This is a genomic window from Ancylomarina sp. YFZ004, assembly GCF_054254355.1.
This window is the reverse complement of sequence record NZ_JBTCHQ010000001.1, coordinates 397,885-415,765: the sequence shown is the minus strand read 5'-3', so window position 1 is coordinate 415,765 and position 17,881 is coordinate 397,885. Positions and strand designations below refer to the sequence as shown.

Below are 17,881 nucleotides of genomic sequence, written 5' to 3'. Positions count from 1 at the left end.
AAATGAAAAAAATAATCACTTTAGGAGCTATTTGTCTATTAGCACTTTGTGATGTTTCTGTTTATGCTCAAGATAATGTTTTGAGTATGAAAGATGCTATCATTGGACAATGGCGAGATTTCTATCCTGAAAATATTTATAAATTAGATTGGCGTGCCGATAAGAATGAATACAGTTTTATTGAAGAAAATACTATTATGGTAGCATCACCTAAACGCGCAGCTAAAAAGCTAGTGAGTTTGGATGATTTAAATGCAGCCTTAAGTGTTGATTCTATATCAAAATTAAAAAGAATTCCTGCTTTTTCTTGGGTTGATGCTAACACCATACAATTTTGGGCTAATTCAAGTCTGATGCAATATAAGATAAGCGAAAAGAAAGCTCAGCTGGTTTTAAATGCAGATAGAAAGGCCGAAAATAAATCGTTTTGTGATGCCAATAGTAAGTTAGCTTATACACTTGAAAATAACCTTTATTTTGTTGGTAAAGATGGTTCAGAAGTTGCTGTAACCTCCGATTCGGATAAAAACGTTGTTAGCGGCCAATCAGTCAGTCGTAATGAATATGGTATCGATGGGGGGATTTTTTGGTCACCTAAAGGTGAATCATTAGCATTTTATCGTAAAGATGAGACGAATGTAACTTCATATCCATTGCTTGATATTAATTCTCGAGTTGGAGATTTACGTGAGGAAAAATACCCAATGTGTGGTATGAGTTCTGAACTTGTATCTGTAGGTGTTTATAATTTAAAGACGGCTAAAACGGTTTGGATTAATGCAACTGACTTTGATAAAGAGCGATATTTAACCAATGTTTCCTGGGGTGCTGCAAGTAAATACATCTACATTCAGGTTTTGAACAGAGCTTCAAACCATATGAAGTTGAATAAATATGATGCTGCGACTGGTGAGTTTGTAAAGACTTTACTTGAAGAAAAAGATGATCGTTGGGTTGAGCCACAGCATAAATTAATTTTCCTTACAAATAAACCTAATCAGTTTATTTATCAATCGAATAATGCTGGTTACAATCATATGTTTCTGTATACAACCGAAGGCAAGTTGATTAAGCAACTGACTGAAGGTGATTGGATGGTAACTAAGGTCTTAGGTTTTGATAAGACAGAGAAGAATCTATTTTTTGAATCTACAGAAGTAAGCCCAGCTGATCGTCATGTTTACAAGTTGAATATGAAATCGGGAAAGCGTGTTCAATTAACCAAGGAATCAGGATACCATAATGTGAAAATCAGTAAGTCGGGGACTTATATCATCGATAATTATTCAAGCCTAAATGTGCCTAGAATAATAAATATTGCTGACTCACGTGGAAAGATTGTTAAGAATCTTATTAAGTCTGAAAATAAGCTCAAAGATTATAATCTTGGTGAAATTTCATTGGGAACAATTAAATCAGCTGATGAAAAAACGGATCTACACTACCGTTTAATTAAACCTGCTGATTTCGATCCAGCAAAAAAATACCCTGTAGTTGTCTACGTATATGGTGGACCACATGCTCAGTTGGTTACTAACAAATGGTTAGGTGGTGCTCGTTTATGGGAGCAATATATGGCTCAACGTGGTTATGTTGTTTTCACGTTAGATAACCGTGGTTCAGGAAATCGAGGGAAAGAGTTCGAAGCAGTTATTCACCGTCAGTGTGGTCAGCCAGAAATGGCCGATCAAATGAAGGGTGTTGACTTTTTGAAATCACAAACTTATGTCGATGCAGATCGTATTGGTGTTCACGGATGGAGTTATGGTGGCTTTATGACAATATCTCTAATTACAAATTACCCAGATGTATTTAAAGTTGCTGTTGCAGGTGGCCCGGTAATCGATTGGAAGTGGTACGAAATCATGTATGGAGAACGCTATATGGATACGCCTCAAGAAAATCCAGAAGGCTATGCAATGACATCTCTAATCAATAAAGCAAAAGACTTAAAAGGCAAACTTTTGATTTGTCAGGGAGCTATCGATAAAACCGTTCTATGGCAACATAGTTTGAGTTTTGTTAGAGAGTGTGTTAAGAATAATGTTCAAGTTGATTATTTCCCTTACCCACGTGCTGAGCACAATGTAAGAGGGATGGATAGAATTCACTTGAAGCAAAAAGTAAGCAATTATTTCGATGATTATTTGAAATAAGCACAATTCTAAATACTTAGAAAAGCTCGCTTGCTATTTGCAAAGCGAGCTTTTTTATTTAGACAGAGTTTGAATATCATTGTTTTGGGCTTACTTTTGATCGAAATATACAAACATTAGAGAATTGAAAACAAAAATAGATCATAAGAGTATCTTGACAATTGCTTACCCGATTATATTGGGGAGTGTTGCTCAGAATATAATTTCAGTAACTGATACTGCTTTTTTAGGTCACTTAAGCGAAACAGCACTTGGTGCAGCAGCTATTGCAACTATTTTTTACTTTGCCATAGTCATGTTTGTTTGGGGATTCGGTTTGGGAACTCAAATTGTAATTGCTCGTAGAGTTGGAGAGCAGAATTTTAAGCTGGTAGGAAAAACCTTTATTCATTCCTTCTATTTTTTGATGTTTGTGGGGACTCTTTTGTTTGGATTTATGGTGATTCAATCGCCATCTCTTTTGAAATGGATGGTAAGTTCTGAAGGGATTTATCAGGCTAGTAATGATTATATCTCTGTTCGAGCCTGGGGGATTTTATTTGCTTGTGTTAATTTGCTTTTTAGAGCATTCTATATTGGAATTGCTAAAACCAAAGTGATTAGTTGGAGTACGGCATTTATGGCTATCGTCAATGTTTTCCTCGATTATGCCCTCATATTTGGAAAATTCGGATTGCCAGAGATGGGAATTAAAGGCGCTGCTCTTGCTTCAGTCATTGCAGAGTTTACGGCTATGATCTTTTTTATTATTTATACCCTGAAGAAAGTCCCTTTAGCTCATTATGATTTGTTTCGTTTTTGCAAGATAGATTGGCCACTATTCAACCGGTTAATAAAGGTTTCCTTTCCGATCATGATACAGAATTTTCTTGCTCTGTCTTGTTGGTTTGTCTTCTTCATTATGGTTGAGAGAATGGGAGAGCATGAGCTGGCAATTTCAAATATTATCAGAAGTATATATGTCTTGCTAATGGTGCCTGTTTGGGCCTTTGGATCTGCTGTTAACACCCTGGTTAGTCAAGCTATTGGAGAAGGGTTTCCTGAAAAAGTCATGTTGATTATATGGAGAACAACTCAATTGTCTTTTTTATCAGTTCTAGCTCTAGTTGGAATTTCAATTTTTATACCCGATTTGATTATTTCGATTTATACCGATAATGCACTTCTTATAGAGCATACACGACCCGTTGTTTATGTTGTTTTTGGATCATCCTTATTATTTCCAATTGCTATTACCTTATTCCATGGTATTTCTGGAACTGGGAGAACATTGCATGCTATGCTTTTAGAAATTATTGTGCTTGCCTTTTATTTGGGAGCTGTTTATCTTTTAACACAAGTTTTTAAGGTGTCAATTGCGCAGGTTTGGACTTCAGAATATTTCTATGCTCTATTTTTAGGAACAGCATCTTTCCTGTATTTAAAGTATGGGAAATGGCGTGGGGGTATAGTTTAAAATGTGATTTATATCTTAGATTAAAGTTTTATTCAAAGTCAAGAACCTTAGGTCGATCGACACTGAAATTGCTAAAATTAGGGCGATCTTCTCCTGATAGACCATATTGAGGGCTGGAGAAATCGCTAGGTGGTTTTGGGTATAGAGCTAAACGTAATTCGATTGTTTTAAATACAAGGTTTTCGTTATTTAAGCGAATGCCTAAACCAACTCCATAGTAGGCTTTGTTCTTAAAGGGATGATTTTGGTTACTGCCAATCGTTCCAATATCGAGGAAGTTAAAAAATGCAAATCTAAAACCACCTGCCATAAAAGGAGTGAATGTCATATTCTCAAGCTTCAAAGCTAATCTTTGTGTACCTATTGCTTCAAGGCTTGAAAATCCACGAATACCTGTTGGCGTATTAAGTGTTATAAATTCCTCTGGGAAACGTCGGATGCCTAAATTATAATTCAGTTCAACAAAGTTACGGAAGCGATATCGTCCCGTTTTTCGTAAACGACTGATAAATTTGTTTTGTATGATTAAATTTCCCTGTTCGTAACGATCTTTATCGAAGTAGCCACCAAGGGCAAATTTTGTGAAGAAGTAAGCTTTTGTTTTATAAAAATGTGTGGCACGTTGGTATTCAAAAGCGAAATATTTCCGGTGAGAGAATTCTCGATCTTCATATCCTCCAGTTAATTGCATCATGTAACCATAAGGGATGTCCTCAGTTCTACCAAAATTATATATGAGATTCGACTTAAAATATTGGGTTTGATTAAGGCTTATGCTGGCTAAATACAAGCTTTTGTTGTGGAAGAATTTATTTAAATCGTTATCAACTTTAGGACGCTTGAAAAAATTTAGTGACGAAAAGCCAAGTGTTGAAAATAGTTGAGTCTTTGCTAATTTCTTCTTTGATTTGAGTTTGTATGATCTACCTAGCCATGCAGAAGCATAGTTGAAGTCAAGAGGTTCTTTGTTTAGTATAGGATCGTTAGAGCTGATTTTATTTGAATGCATAGTTTTAGAAAGTGTTAACCCTCCTGCATACCTCGTCATGTAGGTTTCGAATCGCTTTTTCACAGCAAGTTCTATAAGCGATCTTTTGTAATTATTACTAAAAGTTAGACCTGTACTTATATGTGAGTTTTTAATATTCTGAATTTTATAGCTGGCTATATATCCCCAGGTTTGACTTTTGCTCGAATTATATTCGATTCCTGACCTAATTTCATGGCCTCTGCCGTATAGATTTCTATTATATAGCTCAACCGAAGTTGATGTAAATGAACCAACATCGATATCAAACCCCCACGAAAATTGATCTTTTACTAATAGATATAGATCAATCAATTCGGATGAACCCATTACTGGAATAACAATAAATTGTGCATCCTTAATGTAGAGAAGGTTACGGATTAGTCGCTCATTTTCAGCTGTGTTGTAGGCATCTAAAGTGTCACCTTCTTTAATATAAAGTAGTTTTTTTATATGACCTCGACTACTCGTGTTGTGAAGTTTGTTGGCTGTTTTTTCAAGCCAAATTCTAGTTCTTTGAAGGGTATCTAGAAAGTTGGGTTTGAATGGGGGTATAACATCAATAATAACCTTATTGATGCGTTTCCCTTCGTAGGGTAGAAAGGATTGTCCACTTTGCTCTCTTTTTTTATCATTGATAATCTCATCTTTGTTTGAAGAAACAAAGAAGAGACTGTATAGCTCCTTGGTTATTCTGTTTTTATAAGCTTTTGATTTAAGTTTTTTGTAGAATTCACGACCATCTTTTAAGCTGTCTGGCTGCACTTTCTCATTTATTGTATCAGTCGAGAATGTGTCTATTGGTGCATGAATTATAATTTGCTCAAAATTATGATGTGTTGGTGTTTGTGCATGACAATCTAGCTGATTATTGACAATCAGGAGAAAGATGAGAAAATATATAATGTTTTGTTTTATACCTAAAAATATTGATTACACTTAAAGATAGCAAAAATAGAGGATGTGAAGCTTGTATCGAATTTAATCTTTTGAATTCACAGATTTTTTGTGAATCATCTCAAGTTGTTCATCTGTCCATTGCCATTTATCACCTACTCTAATTTCACCAATAATCTGTTTTTTATTGAAAAATTCCAAGGTGGTAATGGCACTGCCAAACCCGTAGCGTTTTAGGCCCAATTTTGAATTGAGTCTGTCATATTTAATTGTTTCTTTTCTTCTAAAAGCCACTAGTGTGTAGTAGAAAATAGAAAATTCCTGATTTTCATCATCAAACTCGATTTGAAAAAGGATTCTATTACGCTTTATTGAAAGTAATAGAATGAATATGACTATTAGTGTTAACTCATACACTAGATTAGGAGGCATGAAGATGATAATAAGGATTTGGAGAATCAAGAAGAGGCTTAATTCACTTTTTATTCTCTTCCACAGAGAAAAGTCAGCATTATGAGGTGTGTAATTTGTCATACTTTTATTTTGTGCATAGTTAAGCCTTTTAGCTGAATCTATAGTAATTGAGCCATGTTTTGTTGAGCATTTATTTCTTAATGCTATTTCTAGGATTGAATGACAAAAAAAACACCCTAATTCATATTGAAAAAGGATATTTTGTGATTAAGAACAAGATTCAATGTTTTAAAGTTGCTCTAAAATATCTTTTGCTGATGATCTATTTTTATAGTCGGGATCGTATTGCAGATATTTAATTTTTCCATTTGTTCCAATTATAAATGTAGCCGGAACAGGAAGTGTCTGACTGGAGTTGCCGTTATCCTTGATTAGGTCAACACCATATTCCTTGTACTTCACTTGTAGGTTTTTAGGTAAAATAAAATCGACACCAAATGCTTCCATTATTGAATTATCCTTATCCCACAACACAGGGAATTCAGCTTTGGTTTTTTTAATTGTTTTGCTAATGTTTTCTGTTTTTTCTGGAGAGATAGCAACGATTTGCGCACCCGCTTTTTTGAAATCTTCAAGGTGATCTTGAAGTTCACTTAGATGGCGATTACAAAATGGACACCATTGCCCTCTGTAGAAAACCACAATTATTTGTTCTTCCTTTAAAATATCAGTGCTGTTAAATTTTGATCCATTTTGATCGAAAGCTTCAAAATCAGGAGCTTTTTGTCCAATTTGCAAACTACTTTCTGCTTTCTGAGCAAAAGTGTTTAAGCTGAGAATGGCTAATATGCCAAATAATATGCGTTTCATACTTTGTGATTTTAATAAATAACAGACAAATCTAAAAGAGTAAATTTTCTCTCTTTTGTAAAAATATGAAATAAAAGACCAATGCGTCTTATAATAGTCTCCTTAATTGTTAATGTCGTGTTAAAGATCAAAAAAATATCCCTTGCCAATTAAGGTAAGGGATATCATAGTCATATTTTAATCGTTTAATTATGCTTTTTGAAGACGCATGATTTTGTAAGTTGTGTTGACACCAGCTTGGTGGAAAAGAACACCTACAGGGCACATCTTTAAAGTTTTCTGTAAACATGATTCGATTTTCTCATCGCTAGCATCAGTATCAACTCTAAGTTCAACTTCAACATCAGTAAAAGTTGCTGCACCATCTTTTTGGTGACCAATAGTATCAACCTCAAGAGCCGAGAATTCGAATCTCATCTTTTTAGAAACAATATTAAAAATAGTATTTACACAACCAGAATAACTCATCAAACAAAGTTCAAATGCAGTAGGACCTAAATCCTGTCCACCTTTTGCTTCTGGTAAATCAATAATGATTTCGTGTCCTCTGTTATCAGTAATTATAGAAGATGTTCCTTGTGTCCAAGTTGTTGTTGCTTTCATCTGTTTTAATTTTTATACGGCTAATAATAATTGATTGGATATCAAGTTTCACTTAGCCTTTAGTTTTTGAATGTTTAATAATTAATATGGCCACAAATATATGTAAATATCCAAATATATGTAGTTGTGTTTGAGTTTTTTTTAACATTAGTCTTAGAATGTAGATTTGACTCAGATTTTATTCTCTCGCTATGCTTTTATAATTTAAAAAGAACTTTCATGTGGTATTCCTAATTCCTATTTCAAACCTTTGCAGTGATTTTTAGTTGCTTTTTATTATGAATTTCTAATAAACACTCCTAAATTGTATTTCTTTGCTTTTATCAAACTTCTAGAAGTCAGCTATAATTGAATGTTATCGGTTAAAGTTGACTTAAATAAAAATAAAATTATTGGCATGTCATACAGCGATTTAAAAGAAAAGTGGTTAGAACATTACAAAACTGCACCGGCTCAACTTGAGAAAATGGGGGATGTGAAAGGCCTGATAAGTGCTTTTAATGCAAATGTGGATGCAGTGATAAAGGTCAATGGAAAATTTATTGAGAAAATCATTGTTGATAATGAGCTGGATCTAACTCAGATTGTTGGAGAGGGAGAGAATTGTATTCAAACAAATGAAGATGCCATAAGAGGATTTCTTCAATGTTTTCAAGCTGGTAAAGCAGAAGAATGGTTGATTGAAGACAAAGCTGTTTTTAATTGGCTGAATGAAACAATTGGCTATGACAAACTCCAAATGGGAGGTCAAGGCGGTATTGTTGCCAACGTAATGGCAGTTTGTGGTGTTGACTCAGTCTATGTGCACTGTGCATCATCGCCAAAGGAACAATCTCAGCTTTTTTTAGATCTAGATAACCTTTTGACTGTTGATGATAATGGAGAAGTCGCTCAGGCTTCTAAAGTAGATCGTAAAAATGATTTACCTCTTATCCATTGGATTATAGAATTCGACAAAGGAGATACGATTAATTTAGGAGGAAAAGTATACACCTGTCCCAAGGCAAATCGATTTATCGCGACCTACGATCCTTTAAATTTCAAACTACACATTGATGAGCATTTTTCAAAAAAGATGTCTCAGTCCGATATTAATCCTGAATATATTATACTTTCAGGCTATCAAATGTTACATGAAACATTGAAAGATGGGAGCAAAGGAGCTGATAAGATTGATGCTTCTAAGGCTATGATAAAGGAATGGAGAAAATCATGTCCAGGAAACTTATTACATTTAGAGGTAGCATCTACTCAGGATAAAGTCGTTCGTAAACATTTGATTGATTCTTTGGTTGAGAGTGTGGATAGTTTGGGGTTCAACGAGCGTGAATTGATCGATATTCTTGAAGTTATTGGAGAAGATGAATTGGCTGCTAAATGTGAAGCGAATATCAATGCTGAGACTATGTTTGAGGGGATGTTAAAAATTTATGAATATACCCAGTGCCCTCGAATGCAACTGCATATGTTTGGTTTATATTTAACTCTTCAGAAAAAAGGATTTAAAGTTAGTCCAATGCAGAATCGCGATGGTATGCAATTAGCTGCTACTGTAGCCGCTGCTAAAGCAGGAACTGGTGCTATTAATACAAAAGACATTTTACTATGGGCTCAGGGGCATCAGGTTTCTGATGTTGGACTAAATGAGTTAAGTAATCTTCAGAATTTAATGTCTGTAAAGTTTGGAGAGAATAGCCTGCTAGAAACTGGTATCTATGAAAATGATTTAATTGAAGTTATTGCTGTGCCAACTATTCTAATTGATAAACCAGTAACTTTGGTTGGAATGGGAGACACTATTTCTTCTGTATCTCTTGTTGGAGCGAGATAAAACAAAATCAAATCAAAATAGAAAAAGCTATTCCTAAGAATAGCTTTTTTTATGCTTTATTATCAAGTATCTCGCTAATTGTCCTTAAACATGTCGCAATTTCTCTCTTAAAAGGATGATTAGGCATAATCCCACTTTCTGCATCTAATCCATTTAAAATCCCCATCCAAATGGCACTTATTCCAAATCCAATAAGGACATCTTGTTTGTAATTATGAACAAAGATACTTCTGTAGTCCTCAGTGAATTTGTTGAACAAGACGGCTATATTAAAAGAGTACGATGCATCTCTGTTTTCACAGTTTTTTGTGTGGAAATTTATAATTTCCACAAAGTTTGAGGCTAGTTTCTCAGCAGCAGAATAAATATTTTCTTTCTGTTCAAGACTTATTTCTAAATCATTCAATCCTTGTTTGATAAGTAAATTAATATCTTGAGTTTCTAGAGTGTCCTTAAGTAATATTGGGTCCATAATTATTCTTTAAAATTGGAAAGCTAATTTACATTATTCTTTCAAATGATACAGCCTTATTTAGATTAATTTTAAAGATTGATAAGGGGGCAAAAAAAACGCCTCTTAAAAGAGGCGTTAAAATATTTTAGTAAGTATTAAGCAGTTTGTAATTCTCTGGCTTTCTTTCTGTGAAGTAAATAAGAAGGTAGCCATGAGAAAAAAGCACCAAGTAATGCAACAATAACTAATAAGCTTGGGTTTCCAATATCTTTAAGTGCAAATACGATTGCAATAAAGAGGATATTTACAGCCATAATTCGAATAGAAGCATGTACGTGTTTAAAACCTAAGCTAACCATACGGTGGTGAACATGGTTTTTGTCTGGCTCAAAGGGTGATCTTTTATTCTTAATACGAATAAACATGACCCTAAGTGTGTCAAACAAAGGAACGGCTAGTATACCTATAGAAACAGCTGGTGCTGATTTGATAGCATATTTAAATTCTGGGTAAATATTCAATTCGTTGAAGTGGATCATTAAAATTGAGATTAATAAGCCTATAATAAGTGAACCCGTATCACCCATGAATATTTTCTTGTCTTTACCAAAGACATTGTATCGGAAGAATGCTATTAAAGCACCTAAAAGACTTCCTGAAAGAACAACATATTCGTAATGGCCAGTGATGTAGAACCAAATACCGAATGTTAATGTACATATTCCGCTAATTCCAGAAGCTAGGCCATCAATACCATCGATTAAATTAAAGCCATTGGTAACAACAATGATGACAAAAATTGTGAATAGAACACTCACAAAGTAGTTTAATTCATGAATACCTAATATACCATGGAAATTAGTAAAGCGAATATCACCAAGTATGATCACAACAAGAGCAGCAAAAATCTGACCTAATAACTTCTTTTTTGGTGAAATAGCCATGATGTCATCCTTAAGTCCAAGACCAAATACAATTAGTGTTGCTGCTATAATATATTTTAGCTCATGAATAAGGAAGCCATTACTAAATATTAAAATAGATAAAGTAAAACCGATGAAAATAGCAATTCCACCTAAAGAGGGAACAACAGTCGTATGAGAAGAGCGATGATTGGGCTCGTCATATAATTTTTTCTCTTTGGCTATGGTTATTACAGAAGGAATAATCTTGTAACATACTATAAGAGAGAAAAGAAAACTTGCAATAATGTAAAAGTGATGAGTGAACGGATACATAGGTAGAGTTTCAATTTTCAAAATACTAGTACAAATGTATGAATTTTATATCGAAAGTCAACTTGTCAAATCTGTCAAGTTTGTTTAATAGTATGAAAATGACGAATTAAGGATTGAATAATTAATCTAAATTATTAAGCAATATTTTGAAATATACATTTTAAAATATTCAATATGAAATTACATTATTTTTAGATATTCAGTCAGAAAATCGTGATTAACTAGTTTTTAAACTAGTTAATCAAGATAGTATGTTTTTTTTCGGAATCGATATTCTTGTTAACGTAATAATAATCATGTGTGATTATTATGTTTATTTTTCTAAGCTGATTTGTGGTATTTATGGTTCAGTAGGTTATTTTATTTTTTATTACTTAAATATATTTATTAGAAAAGATATTCGAAGAAATACCATTTAAATTAAAGGCTCGATGTTTTTTTTAAGTAATGCTTGATAGGTCTTAACGTTTGATGGTTAGTGTTTTATGTGGGTTGCGTGTGGGTGATATTTAAAGAATGAGGATGTTTTTTTTTGTAACAGTATTACAAGATTATATAGGTGTTGTTTGAAGAAAAGTAAGAATAAATTGATTCTATGATTTTTTATAAACTATTGGTGGATTTTTATAATGGTCTGATAAGATAAGTTTTGAAATAAAAAAGAGTTGGACATTAACCTCCAACTCTTTTAGTCTTGTAATTCTCTTTATTTAAAATTTCAATGATTTTATCTCTATGATCACCTTGAATGAGAATTTCACGATCTTTTACCGATCCACCAACACCACATTTTGATTTGAGAAGCTTACCTAGATCTTTTAAATCATCATTACTTCCAACAAAACCTGTAACGAGTGTTACCGCTTTACCTTTTCGCTGCTTTTTATCAATCATTACTTTTAAAGTTTGTTTTTGAGGTGAAAGAGTTTCCATCTCTTCATCTTCATCTTCATCAAACTCGTATTCGTAATTTGGGTTGGTAGAATACACAATATTTTTTTTATCCTTTTTTGCCATGGTTTGTCTATTTATATAAATGCAAATATAAACACAAATGCTAGCGACTAGCACATGCGACACATTTTTTACTTTCAGGCATTAACATGATTCTGCCTAGTGGAATTTCACGACCACATTTAATACATTTACCAAAACCAGGATCACTCAAATGATTCAGTGTGTACTCCAGAGCTTTAAGCTGATTCTTCTTTTGTCGTAGAGCGGCTTCGTTTACGCTTTTGTTGTTTATAGCATCCATTCGACTGATTCGTCCGATTGCAGAATCTGGTGAAATAGGTTTTGTTAAATCGACTAGCTTAAGAATGTCATCTTTAAATTTTATAATTTTTTCTTCAATTTGATTTTTAATATTGATTTTTTCGTCTTGTGTCATGTTATTCTAATTTCAGGTTAATCAAAGATAATAGAATTAGGACGATATGATATGACTTGTAAGCTGAATTAATTCAGGTTGTAAATTGTGATTTAGCTCTAACAGGTCTTTATTTGAATTAAGTTTTTTGTCATCTTCTGAGTTTTTGTTTTGTCTATATAGTAAAGGTGTGTATTTAGTCCAGATGGGAGTGTTATAGTTTAGCAACTTCCTATACATAGGGTCTTTTAGTGTTTGAAAATATGTAAGTAATGATCGATGATTGAAATTTGACCTTTTTTAATAAGCAGATGAACTTTTTCAGTAAGCATACTGAAAGAGTCTTGCCCTACTTTTGTCAGCGTAATCATTAAGCAAGTGTTCACGATTGAAACCTAATTTCAATAGAACTTCTGTTTTGAACTGATAAAAAAAACCAAATATAAAAAAATAAAATTATGGCAAAATTTGTTGTACCAAAGGAGATTTTTCACGGACTAGGAAGTCTTGAAAACTTAAAAGGATTAAAAGGAAAAAAAGCAGTTATCGTAATTGGTGGTAACTCTGTAAAAGCAAACGGATCTTTCGAAAGAACAGAAATCTACTTGAAAGAAGCAGGTATGTCAACAGTTGTATTTTCGGGTGTTGAAGCTGATCCATCAATTGAAACAGTATTGAAAGGTGCTGATTTCTTTACTCAAGAGCAACCTGATGTAATTGTTGGTTTAGGTGGCTGCTCTGCTATCGACGCAGCAAAAGCAATGTGGATCTATTATGAGTATCCAGATTCAACTCTAGAAGAATTAGCTGCTCCATTTGCAGTAAAACCAATGCGTAACAAAGCTTACTTTGTAGCAATTCCTTCTACTAGTGGTACAGGTACTGAAATGACAGGTCTTTCTGTAATTACTGACAGAGAAAAAGGAACTAAATATCCAATCGTTTCTCACGAGTTAACGCCTGATGTTGCTATTATCGATGGTGAGCTTTGCGAAAGTATGCCAGCACACGTTACAGCTAACACTGGACTAGATGCTTTGAGTCATGGTGTTGAAGCTTACGTTTCAAACATTGCCGACCGTTACAACGATGCATTGGCAAAAGGTGCTATTGATTTAGTATTCAAAAACATTAACACAGCCCACACAGAGCCTAACAATAAGGAAGCTCGTCAGGCAATGCACGATGCATCATGTATGGCAGGTATGGCTTTTACTAACGTATGGTTGGGAATTGTTCATTCTATGTCTCACCAAATTGGTGGTACTTTCGGTATTCCTCATGGTTGTGGTAACGCAATTTTAATGCCTAACGTAACTCGTTACAACTCAAAAGTAACAGACAAATATAATGACCTAGCTGAGCTTTTTGGTAAGTCAACAGCTGAAGACTTTGCTCAAGAAATCGAAGCTTTACGTGCATCTGTAGGAGTTGTAGGTTCTATCAAGGAGTACGGTGTAAGTCAAGAAGATTGGGATGCGAAGTTGGATACATTAACGCAGAATGCAATGGATGATCCTTGTTCTCTTTTCAACCCAAGAAAACCTAAGTTCGAGGAAATCAAAGCGCTTTACCAAGCTTGTTACAATGGAACTAGTGTAACTATTTAATTTCAGATTTATCTGATTGGATTAAGGTAGAGGGGGAAGCTGTAAAGCTTCCCCTTGTTTTTTTTATTTAATTTAGTTCTATGGATGAAATCAACATATTTAATAATTATTTCTTCAATATAAAGCCTAATAGCTATATCTAATTTGTGTTTTTATTATTTATTGTGTTGATGCTTTGTTTTTTGGCTAGATATATAAATCTATCTAAAAGCCTAGTTGATTAAAGAAAAACATCGCTATTGAGTGTTAATTTAGACTCAAACTAAAATATTTTTAGACAGTAAAAAAAAACTATAAAATGAAGGGTGATTAACACTTACTCTTTACATTTGAAGTCTTAATTATTATTGATTGCATGGAGTTAAATCTCTTAGTATTCAGTAGTTTGATTGAAATTTGAAAGTTAAAATTTATTTATTTTATCATAGAAAGTGATGAACAAGATAGTTGAAAAAGAACATTTTTCAGAGAAAATCGTAAAAATCGTTGTAGAAGCGCCTTTGATTGCAAAGTCTCGTAAGCCGGGAAATTTTGTAATTCTACGTGTTGGTGAAAAAGGAGAGCGTATTCCTTTGACCATTGCTGGTGCTAATGTAGAAAAAGGAACAATTGACCTAGTTGTACAAAAAATGGGTGTTTCTTCTACCAAATTGTGTGATCTTGAAGTTGGTGAATATATTACTGACTTAGTAGGGCCACTGGGTAAGCCAACAGAGATTCACAAACTAGGTACAATCCTATGTTGTGGTGGTGGTGTTGGAAATGCACCTTTATTGCCTATCGTTGAAGCTTATAAAAAAGCTGGAAACAAGGTGATTACTATTTTGGCAGCTCGTAATAAGGATTTAATCATTCTTGAAGATCAAATGCGTGAGCATTCTGATGAGTTGATTATCATGACTGACGATGGTTCCTATGGTAAAAAAGGTTTAATTACTGAGGGAATGGAAGAAGTTATTAAGAGAGAGAAAATTGATGAGTGTGTGACTATTGGTCCTGCAATCATGATGAAATTCTGTTCTCTATTAACTAAGAAATATGAAATTCCTACTGTTGCTAGTTTAAATAGTATCATGGTTGATGGTACAGGTATGTGTGGCGCTTGTCGTGTTACTGTTGGTGGTAAAACCAAATTTACTTGTGTTGATGGTCCTGAATTTGATGCACATCAAATTGATTTTGAAGAGATGATGTCACGTCTTGGTGGTTATAAGCAGGAAGAAGTTGACATGTTTGAGAAATTTCAGAAATAGAGAATTCATTCTAAGAATAGCAACACAAAAATACCTGGACAATGGAACGGTCTGAAGAATATATAAAGAACGAGAGAAAACAAGACTGGAGAGTAGCTCTTCAGAAGAAGATAAAAGCTAAAGATCGTATGTCGATTGAGAGAGCACTAATGGCTGAAACAGCGCCAGAAGTACGTATCCAATCACAACGTATCGAAGTTAATACCGGTTTAACTAAGGAGCAAGCTTTAGTTGAGGCGAGCCGATGCATGGACTGTGTGAATCCAACTTGTATGGAAGGATGTCCAGTAAGCATTAATATTCCTAAGTTTATCAAGTATATTGAGAGCGATGATATTCTTAAAGCTGCCTCAGTATTGAAAGAAACATCTGCATTGCCAGCTGTTTGTGGTCGTGTTTGTCCACAAGAGTTACAGTGCGAGCAAAAGTGTTTTTACGTAACGAAATTAAACCAGCCTGCTGTTGCAATTGGTTACTTGGAGCGTTTTGCTGCTGACTTCGAAAGAGAGTCAGGACACGTTTCTACACCAGAAATAGTTGTTGAAAATGGAATTAAAGTTGCTGTAATTGGTTCAGGTCCTTCTGGATTATCATTTGCTGGCGATATGGCTAAATTAGGTTATGACGTTACTGTATTCGAAGCCCTTCACGAAATTGGTGGTGTATTGAAATATGGTATTCCTGAGTTTCGTTTACCAAACGCAGTAGTTGATGTTGAGATTGAAAGTTTACGTCGTATGGGTGTGAAATTCATCACTAACTATATCGTAGGTCAAACAGCTAGTATTGATGATTTAAAGGCTGACGGTTATAAAGCATTTTACGTAGGATCAGGTGCTGGTTTACCACGCTTCATGAATATTCCTGGTGAGAATGCTAATGGTATTTTATCATCAAATGAGTATTTGACTCGTGTGAACTTGATGGGTGCTGATAGCGAAGAATCTGATACTCCTGTATTAAGAGGTAAGAACGTTGTAGTTGTTGGTGGTGGTAACACGGCTATGGACTCAGTTCGTACTGCTAAGCGTTTAGGTGCTGAGCGTGCTATTATCGTATATCGTCGTTCGGAAGAAGAGATGCCTGCTCGTGCTGAAGAGGTTCACCATGCTAAGCAAGAAGGTATTGAGTTCATGACATTGACTAACCCAATTGAATATATGGCTGACAAAAATGGTCGTGTATCTCAAATGAAGGTTCAGAAAATGGAATTAGGAGAGCCAGATGCTTCAGGACGTAGAAGACCAGTTCCAGTTGAAGGATCAGAGTGTATTCTAGATTGTGAAGTTGTGGTTGTGGCTGTTGGTGTATCACCAAACCCATTAATCCCTAACTCGGTTGAAGGTCTTGATGTTTCTAAGTGGGGAACTATTGAGGTTGTAAAAGATAAGATGCAGTCATCTATTCCAGAAATGTTTGCTGGTGGTGATATCGTTCGTGGTGGTGCAACTGTTATCCTTGCAATGGGTGATGGTAGAAAAGCTGCTAAGAATATGAATATCTATTTGACTGAAAAATATCTGTCTAACTAATTGGAATAAAAAGTGTAAGTTTAATACGCACACTTATATATAATACTGATTTTAAAAATTCTTAATATGAAAGAGTTCAAATCAATAAACGACATTCTTGATTTCGCCATCAATGAAGAAATTATGGCGGCTGAATTTTATACAGCTCTTGCAGCTAAAATGAAGCATAAGCAAATTAAGGAAACATTTGAGCAATACGCTATCGAAGAGATGGGACACCGTGCTAAACTTGAAGCTATCAAGAATGGTAAGGGACAGAAATTTTCGGAGACTAAGGTTGCTGATATGAAAATTGCTGATTACATAGTTGAAGTAGACGAAGATAAAGCAAATATGACTTATCAGGAAGCTTTAATTATTGCTATGAAGAAAGAGAAATCTGCTTTCAGATTATATAGCGACTTGGCTGCTGCAACTACTGATGAAGTTGAGAAGAAGTTATTCTTAAACTTAGCACAAGAAGAGGCTAAGCATAAGTTAAGATTCGAAGTAGAGTACGATGATAATATTCTAACAGAAAATTAAAAATCTGTTCTTCACATAAAAGCCCCGATTTTGTCGGGGCTTTTTTTATACTTAGTCGATTGAGAATCCTTATGTCTTAAAGAAATTCTTTCTTATTGAGCTTAAAAATGGTTAGGCTTCAAGCTCACTGCTAATGCTATCCGATAAACGCATAGATAATTGAATGTAACGTTGTTTAAAAGTATCGTCATTTAAATAGATTGCAATCTTCTCTTGCCAGTCTTTGGCTTGATGCGAAAGATCCATAATGCGATGTTTGTTGGCCATATTATTTTTATCAGATTTTTCTTTCTCAACAACGCTGATGTATTGATTTACCCAATTTTCATAGTTGTTTAAAAACCTTGATCGCTCTATATCCTTACCTGTTTGCATATTGGCAACCGATGCCATTGCTTCGCTATCTAAAAGTGCGCTTGCACCAACTGTTACTCCTAATTTTTGTATAAATTTTCTTCTGTTGTCTTTCTTCATAAATAATATAATAAGATTTGAAGGTCTTAATATACTTAAAATAAACTGTTTTTAAAAATGAATGATCATAATCGGCACTGAAAAAGTAAAGGTTTTGTGATTTAATTGTGTAGAATAGGCTTGAGGATAAAACTTTTAGATATTTTAGGGGATCATTCATAAAATCAAA

General features: G+C 34.1%; 16 protein-coding genes. 7 read left to right on the top strand and 9 right to left on the bottom strand.

Going from position 1 to position 17,881, the window contains the following annotated elements; all coding sequences use genetic code 11:
• Positions 1-2: 2 nt before the first annotated feature.
• Both ACXR6G_RS01700 and ACXR6G_RS01695 read left to right on the top strand, forming a co-directional pair.
• Positions 3-2,156: a DPP IV N-terminal domain-containing protein gene (locus tag ACXR6G_RS01700; RefSeq protein ID WP_458359666.1), complete on the top strand. Its 2,154-nt coding sequence runs from the start codon at positions 3-5 to the stop codon at positions 2,154-2,156.
• A gap of 124 nt (positions 2,157-2,280) precedes the next feature.
• Positions 2,281-3,612 (top strand): MATE family efflux transporter, encoded by a 1,332-nt coding sequence (locus ACXR6G_RS01695; RefSeq protein ID WP_458359665.1) that lies wholly within the window; start codon positions 2,281-2,283, stop codon positions 3,610-3,612.
• A gap of 28 nt (positions 3,613-3,640) precedes the next feature.
• Here ACXR6G_RS01695 and ACXR6G_RS01690 read toward each other — a convergent pair whose 3' ends face one another.
• The 4 genes from ACXR6G_RS01690 to ACXR6G_RS01675 all read right to left on the bottom strand — a co-directional run bounded on the left by ACXR6G_RS01690 (position 3,641) and on the right by ACXR6G_RS01675 (position 7,423).
• Positions 3,641-5,404: a hypothetical protein gene (locus ACXR6G_RS01690; protein WP_458359664.1), complete on the bottom strand. Its 1,764-nt coding sequence runs from the start codon at positions 5,402-5,404 to the stop codon at positions 3,641-3,643.
• 216 nt (positions 5,405-5,620) lie between these two features.
• Complete coding sequence (locus ACXR6G_RS01685; protein ID WP_458359663.1) at positions 5,621-6,070, bottom strand: hypothetical protein; 450 nt, start codon at positions 6,068-6,070, stop codon at positions 5,621-5,623.
• A 168-nt stretch (positions 6,071-6,238) separates the two neighbouring features.
• Complete coding sequence (locus ACXR6G_RS01680) at positions 6,239-6,820, bottom strand: peroxiredoxin-like family protein (RefSeq protein ID WP_458359662.1); 582 nt, start codon at positions 6,818-6,820, stop codon at positions 6,239-6,241.
• 189 nt (positions 6,821-7,009) lie between these two features.
• On the bottom strand, positions 7,010-7,423 hold the full coding sequence (locus ACXR6G_RS01675; protein WP_458359661.1) for an OsmC family protein: 414 nt from the start codon (positions 7,421-7,423) through the stop codon (positions 7,010-7,012).
• 397 nt (positions 7,424-7,820) lie between these two features.
• Between ACXR6G_RS01675 and ACXR6G_RS01670 the strand changes: the two genes are divergently transcribed.
• Positions 7,821-9,254 (top strand): ADP-dependent glucokinase/phosphofructokinase, encoded by a 1,434-nt coding sequence (locus ACXR6G_RS01670; RefSeq protein WP_458359660.1) that lies wholly within the window; start codon positions 7,821-7,823, stop codon positions 9,252-9,254.
• Positions 9,255-9,303: 49 nt separating this feature from the next.
• Here the strand turns inward: ACXR6G_RS01670 and ACXR6G_RS01665 are convergent, their stop codons facing one another.
• From ACXR6G_RS01665 to ACXR6G_RS01650, 4 genes are all read right to left on the bottom strand, one after another.
• The gene (locus ACXR6G_RS01665) at positions 9,304-9,726 is read right to left on the bottom strand and encodes a hypothetical protein (RefSeq protein WP_458359659.1); all 423 of its coding nucleotides are present in this window, start codon (positions 9,724-9,726) and stop codon (positions 9,304-9,306) included.
• Between the two features lie 137 nt (positions 9,727-9,863).
• Positions 9,864-10,946, bottom strand: a complete 1,083-nt coding sequence (locus ACXR6G_RS01660; RefSeq protein ID WP_458359658.1) for an MraY family glycosyltransferase — start codon at positions 10,944-10,946, stop codon at positions 9,864-9,866.
• A 672-nt stretch (positions 10,947-11,618) separates the two neighbouring features.
• Entirely contained in the window at positions 11,619-11,963 is a 345-nt protein-coding gene (locus tag ACXR6G_RS01655; protein ID WP_458359657.1) for a translation initiation factor, read from the bottom strand.
• Positions 11,964-12,003: 40 nt separating this feature from the next.
• A complete protein-coding gene (locus ACXR6G_RS01650) occupies positions 12,004-12,339 on the bottom strand; it encodes a TraR/DksA family transcriptional regulator (RefSeq protein ID WP_458359656.1) in 336 nt (111 codons plus the stop codon).
• Positions 12,340-12,776: 437 nt separating this feature from the next.
• Between ACXR6G_RS01650 and ACXR6G_RS01645 the strand changes: the two genes are divergently transcribed.
• The 4 genes from ACXR6G_RS01645 to ACXR6G_RS01630 all read left to right on the top strand — a co-directional run bounded on the left by ACXR6G_RS01645 (position 12,777) and on the right by ACXR6G_RS01630 (position 17,238).
• Positions 12,777-13,928 carry an iron-containing alcohol dehydrogenase gene (locus ACXR6G_RS01645; protein WP_458359655.1) on the top strand — a complete coding sequence of 384 codons (1,152 nt, stop codon included), beginning with the start codon at positions 12,777-12,779 and terminating at the stop codon, positions 13,926-13,928.
• A 434-nt stretch (positions 13,929-14,362) separates the two neighbouring features.
• Positions 14,363-15,181, top strand: coding sequence for a sulfide/dihydroorotate dehydrogenase-like FAD/NAD-binding protein (locus tag ACXR6G_RS01640; RefSeq protein WP_458359654.1), 819 nt, complete (start codon positions 14,363-14,365; stop codon positions 15,179-15,181).
• A 41-nt stretch (positions 15,182-15,222) separates the two neighbouring features.
• Positions 15,223-16,713, top strand: a complete 1,491-nt coding sequence (gene gltA, locus ACXR6G_RS01635; RefSeq protein WP_458359653.1) for an NADPH-dependent glutamate synthase — start codon at positions 15,223-15,225, stop codon at positions 16,711-16,713.
• A 66-nt stretch (positions 16,714-16,779) separates the two neighbouring features.
• Positions 16,780-17,238, top strand: a complete 459-nt coding sequence (locus tag ACXR6G_RS01630) for a ferritin family protein (RefSeq protein WP_458359652.1) — start codon at positions 16,780-16,782, stop codon at positions 17,236-17,238.
• Positions 17,239-17,349: 111 nt separating this feature from the next.
• On the opposite strand, the gene ACXR6G_RS01625 is transcribed toward ACXR6G_RS01630, so the two are convergent.
• On the bottom strand, positions 17,350-17,712 hold the full coding sequence (locus ACXR6G_RS01625) for a hypothetical protein (RefSeq protein ID WP_458359651.1): 363 nt from the start codon (positions 17,710-17,712) through the stop codon (positions 17,350-17,352).
• Positions 17,713-17,881: the final 169 nt, after the last annotated feature.

Coding starts and splice junctions, on each gene's coding strand:
- gltA (WP_458359653.1), top strand. CDS start 15,223: ATGGAACGGTCTGAAGAATATATAAAGAACGAGAGAAAACAAGACTGG.
- ACXR6G_RS01670 (WP_458359660.1), top strand. CDS start 7,821: ATGTCATACAGCGATTTAAAAGAAAAGTGGTTAGAACATTACAAAACT.
- ACXR6G_RS01700 (WP_458359666.1), top strand. CDS start 3: ATGAAAAAAATAATCACTTTAGGAGCTATTTGTCTATTAGCACTTTGT.
- ACXR6G_RS01645 (WP_458359655.1), top strand. CDS start 12,777: ATGGCAAAATTTGTTGTACCAAAGGAGATTTTTCACGGACTAGGAAGT.
- ACXR6G_RS01660 (WP_458359658.1), bottom strand. CDS start 10,946: ATGTATCCGTTCACTCATCACTTTTACATTATTGCAAGTTTTCTTTTC.
- ACXR6G_RS01685 (WP_458359663.1), bottom strand. CDS start 6,070: ATGACAAATTACACACCTCATAATGCTGACTTTTCTCTGTGGAAGAGA.
- ACXR6G_RS01630 (WP_458359652.1), top strand. CDS start 16,780: ATGAAAGAGTTCAAATCAATAAACGACATTCTTGATTTCGCCATCAAT.
- ACXR6G_RS01640 (WP_458359654.1), top strand. CDS start 14,363: ATGAACAAGATAGTTGAAAAAGAACATTTTTCAGAGAAAATCGTAAAA.
- ACXR6G_RS01675 (WP_458359661.1), bottom strand. CDS start 7,423: ATGAAAGCAACAACAACTTGGACACAAGGAACATCTTCTATAATTACT.
- ACXR6G_RS01655 (WP_458359657.1), bottom strand. CDS start 11,963: ATGGCAAAAAAGGATAAAAAAAATATTGTGTATTCTACCAACCCAAAT.
- ACXR6G_RS01625 (WP_458359651.1), bottom strand. CDS start 17,712: ATGAAGAAAGACAACAGAAGAAAATTTATACAAAAATTAGGAGTAACA.
- ACXR6G_RS01680 (WP_458359662.1), bottom strand. CDS start 6,820: ATGAAACGCATATTATTTGGCATATTAGCCATTCTCAGCTTAAACACT.
- ACXR6G_RS01650 (WP_458359656.1), bottom strand. CDS start 12,339: ATGACACAAGACGAAAAAATCAATATTAAAAATCAAATTGAAGAAAAA.
- ACXR6G_RS01665 (WP_458359659.1), bottom strand. CDS start 9,726: ATGGACCCAATATTACTTAAGGACACTCTAGAAACTCAAGATATTAAT.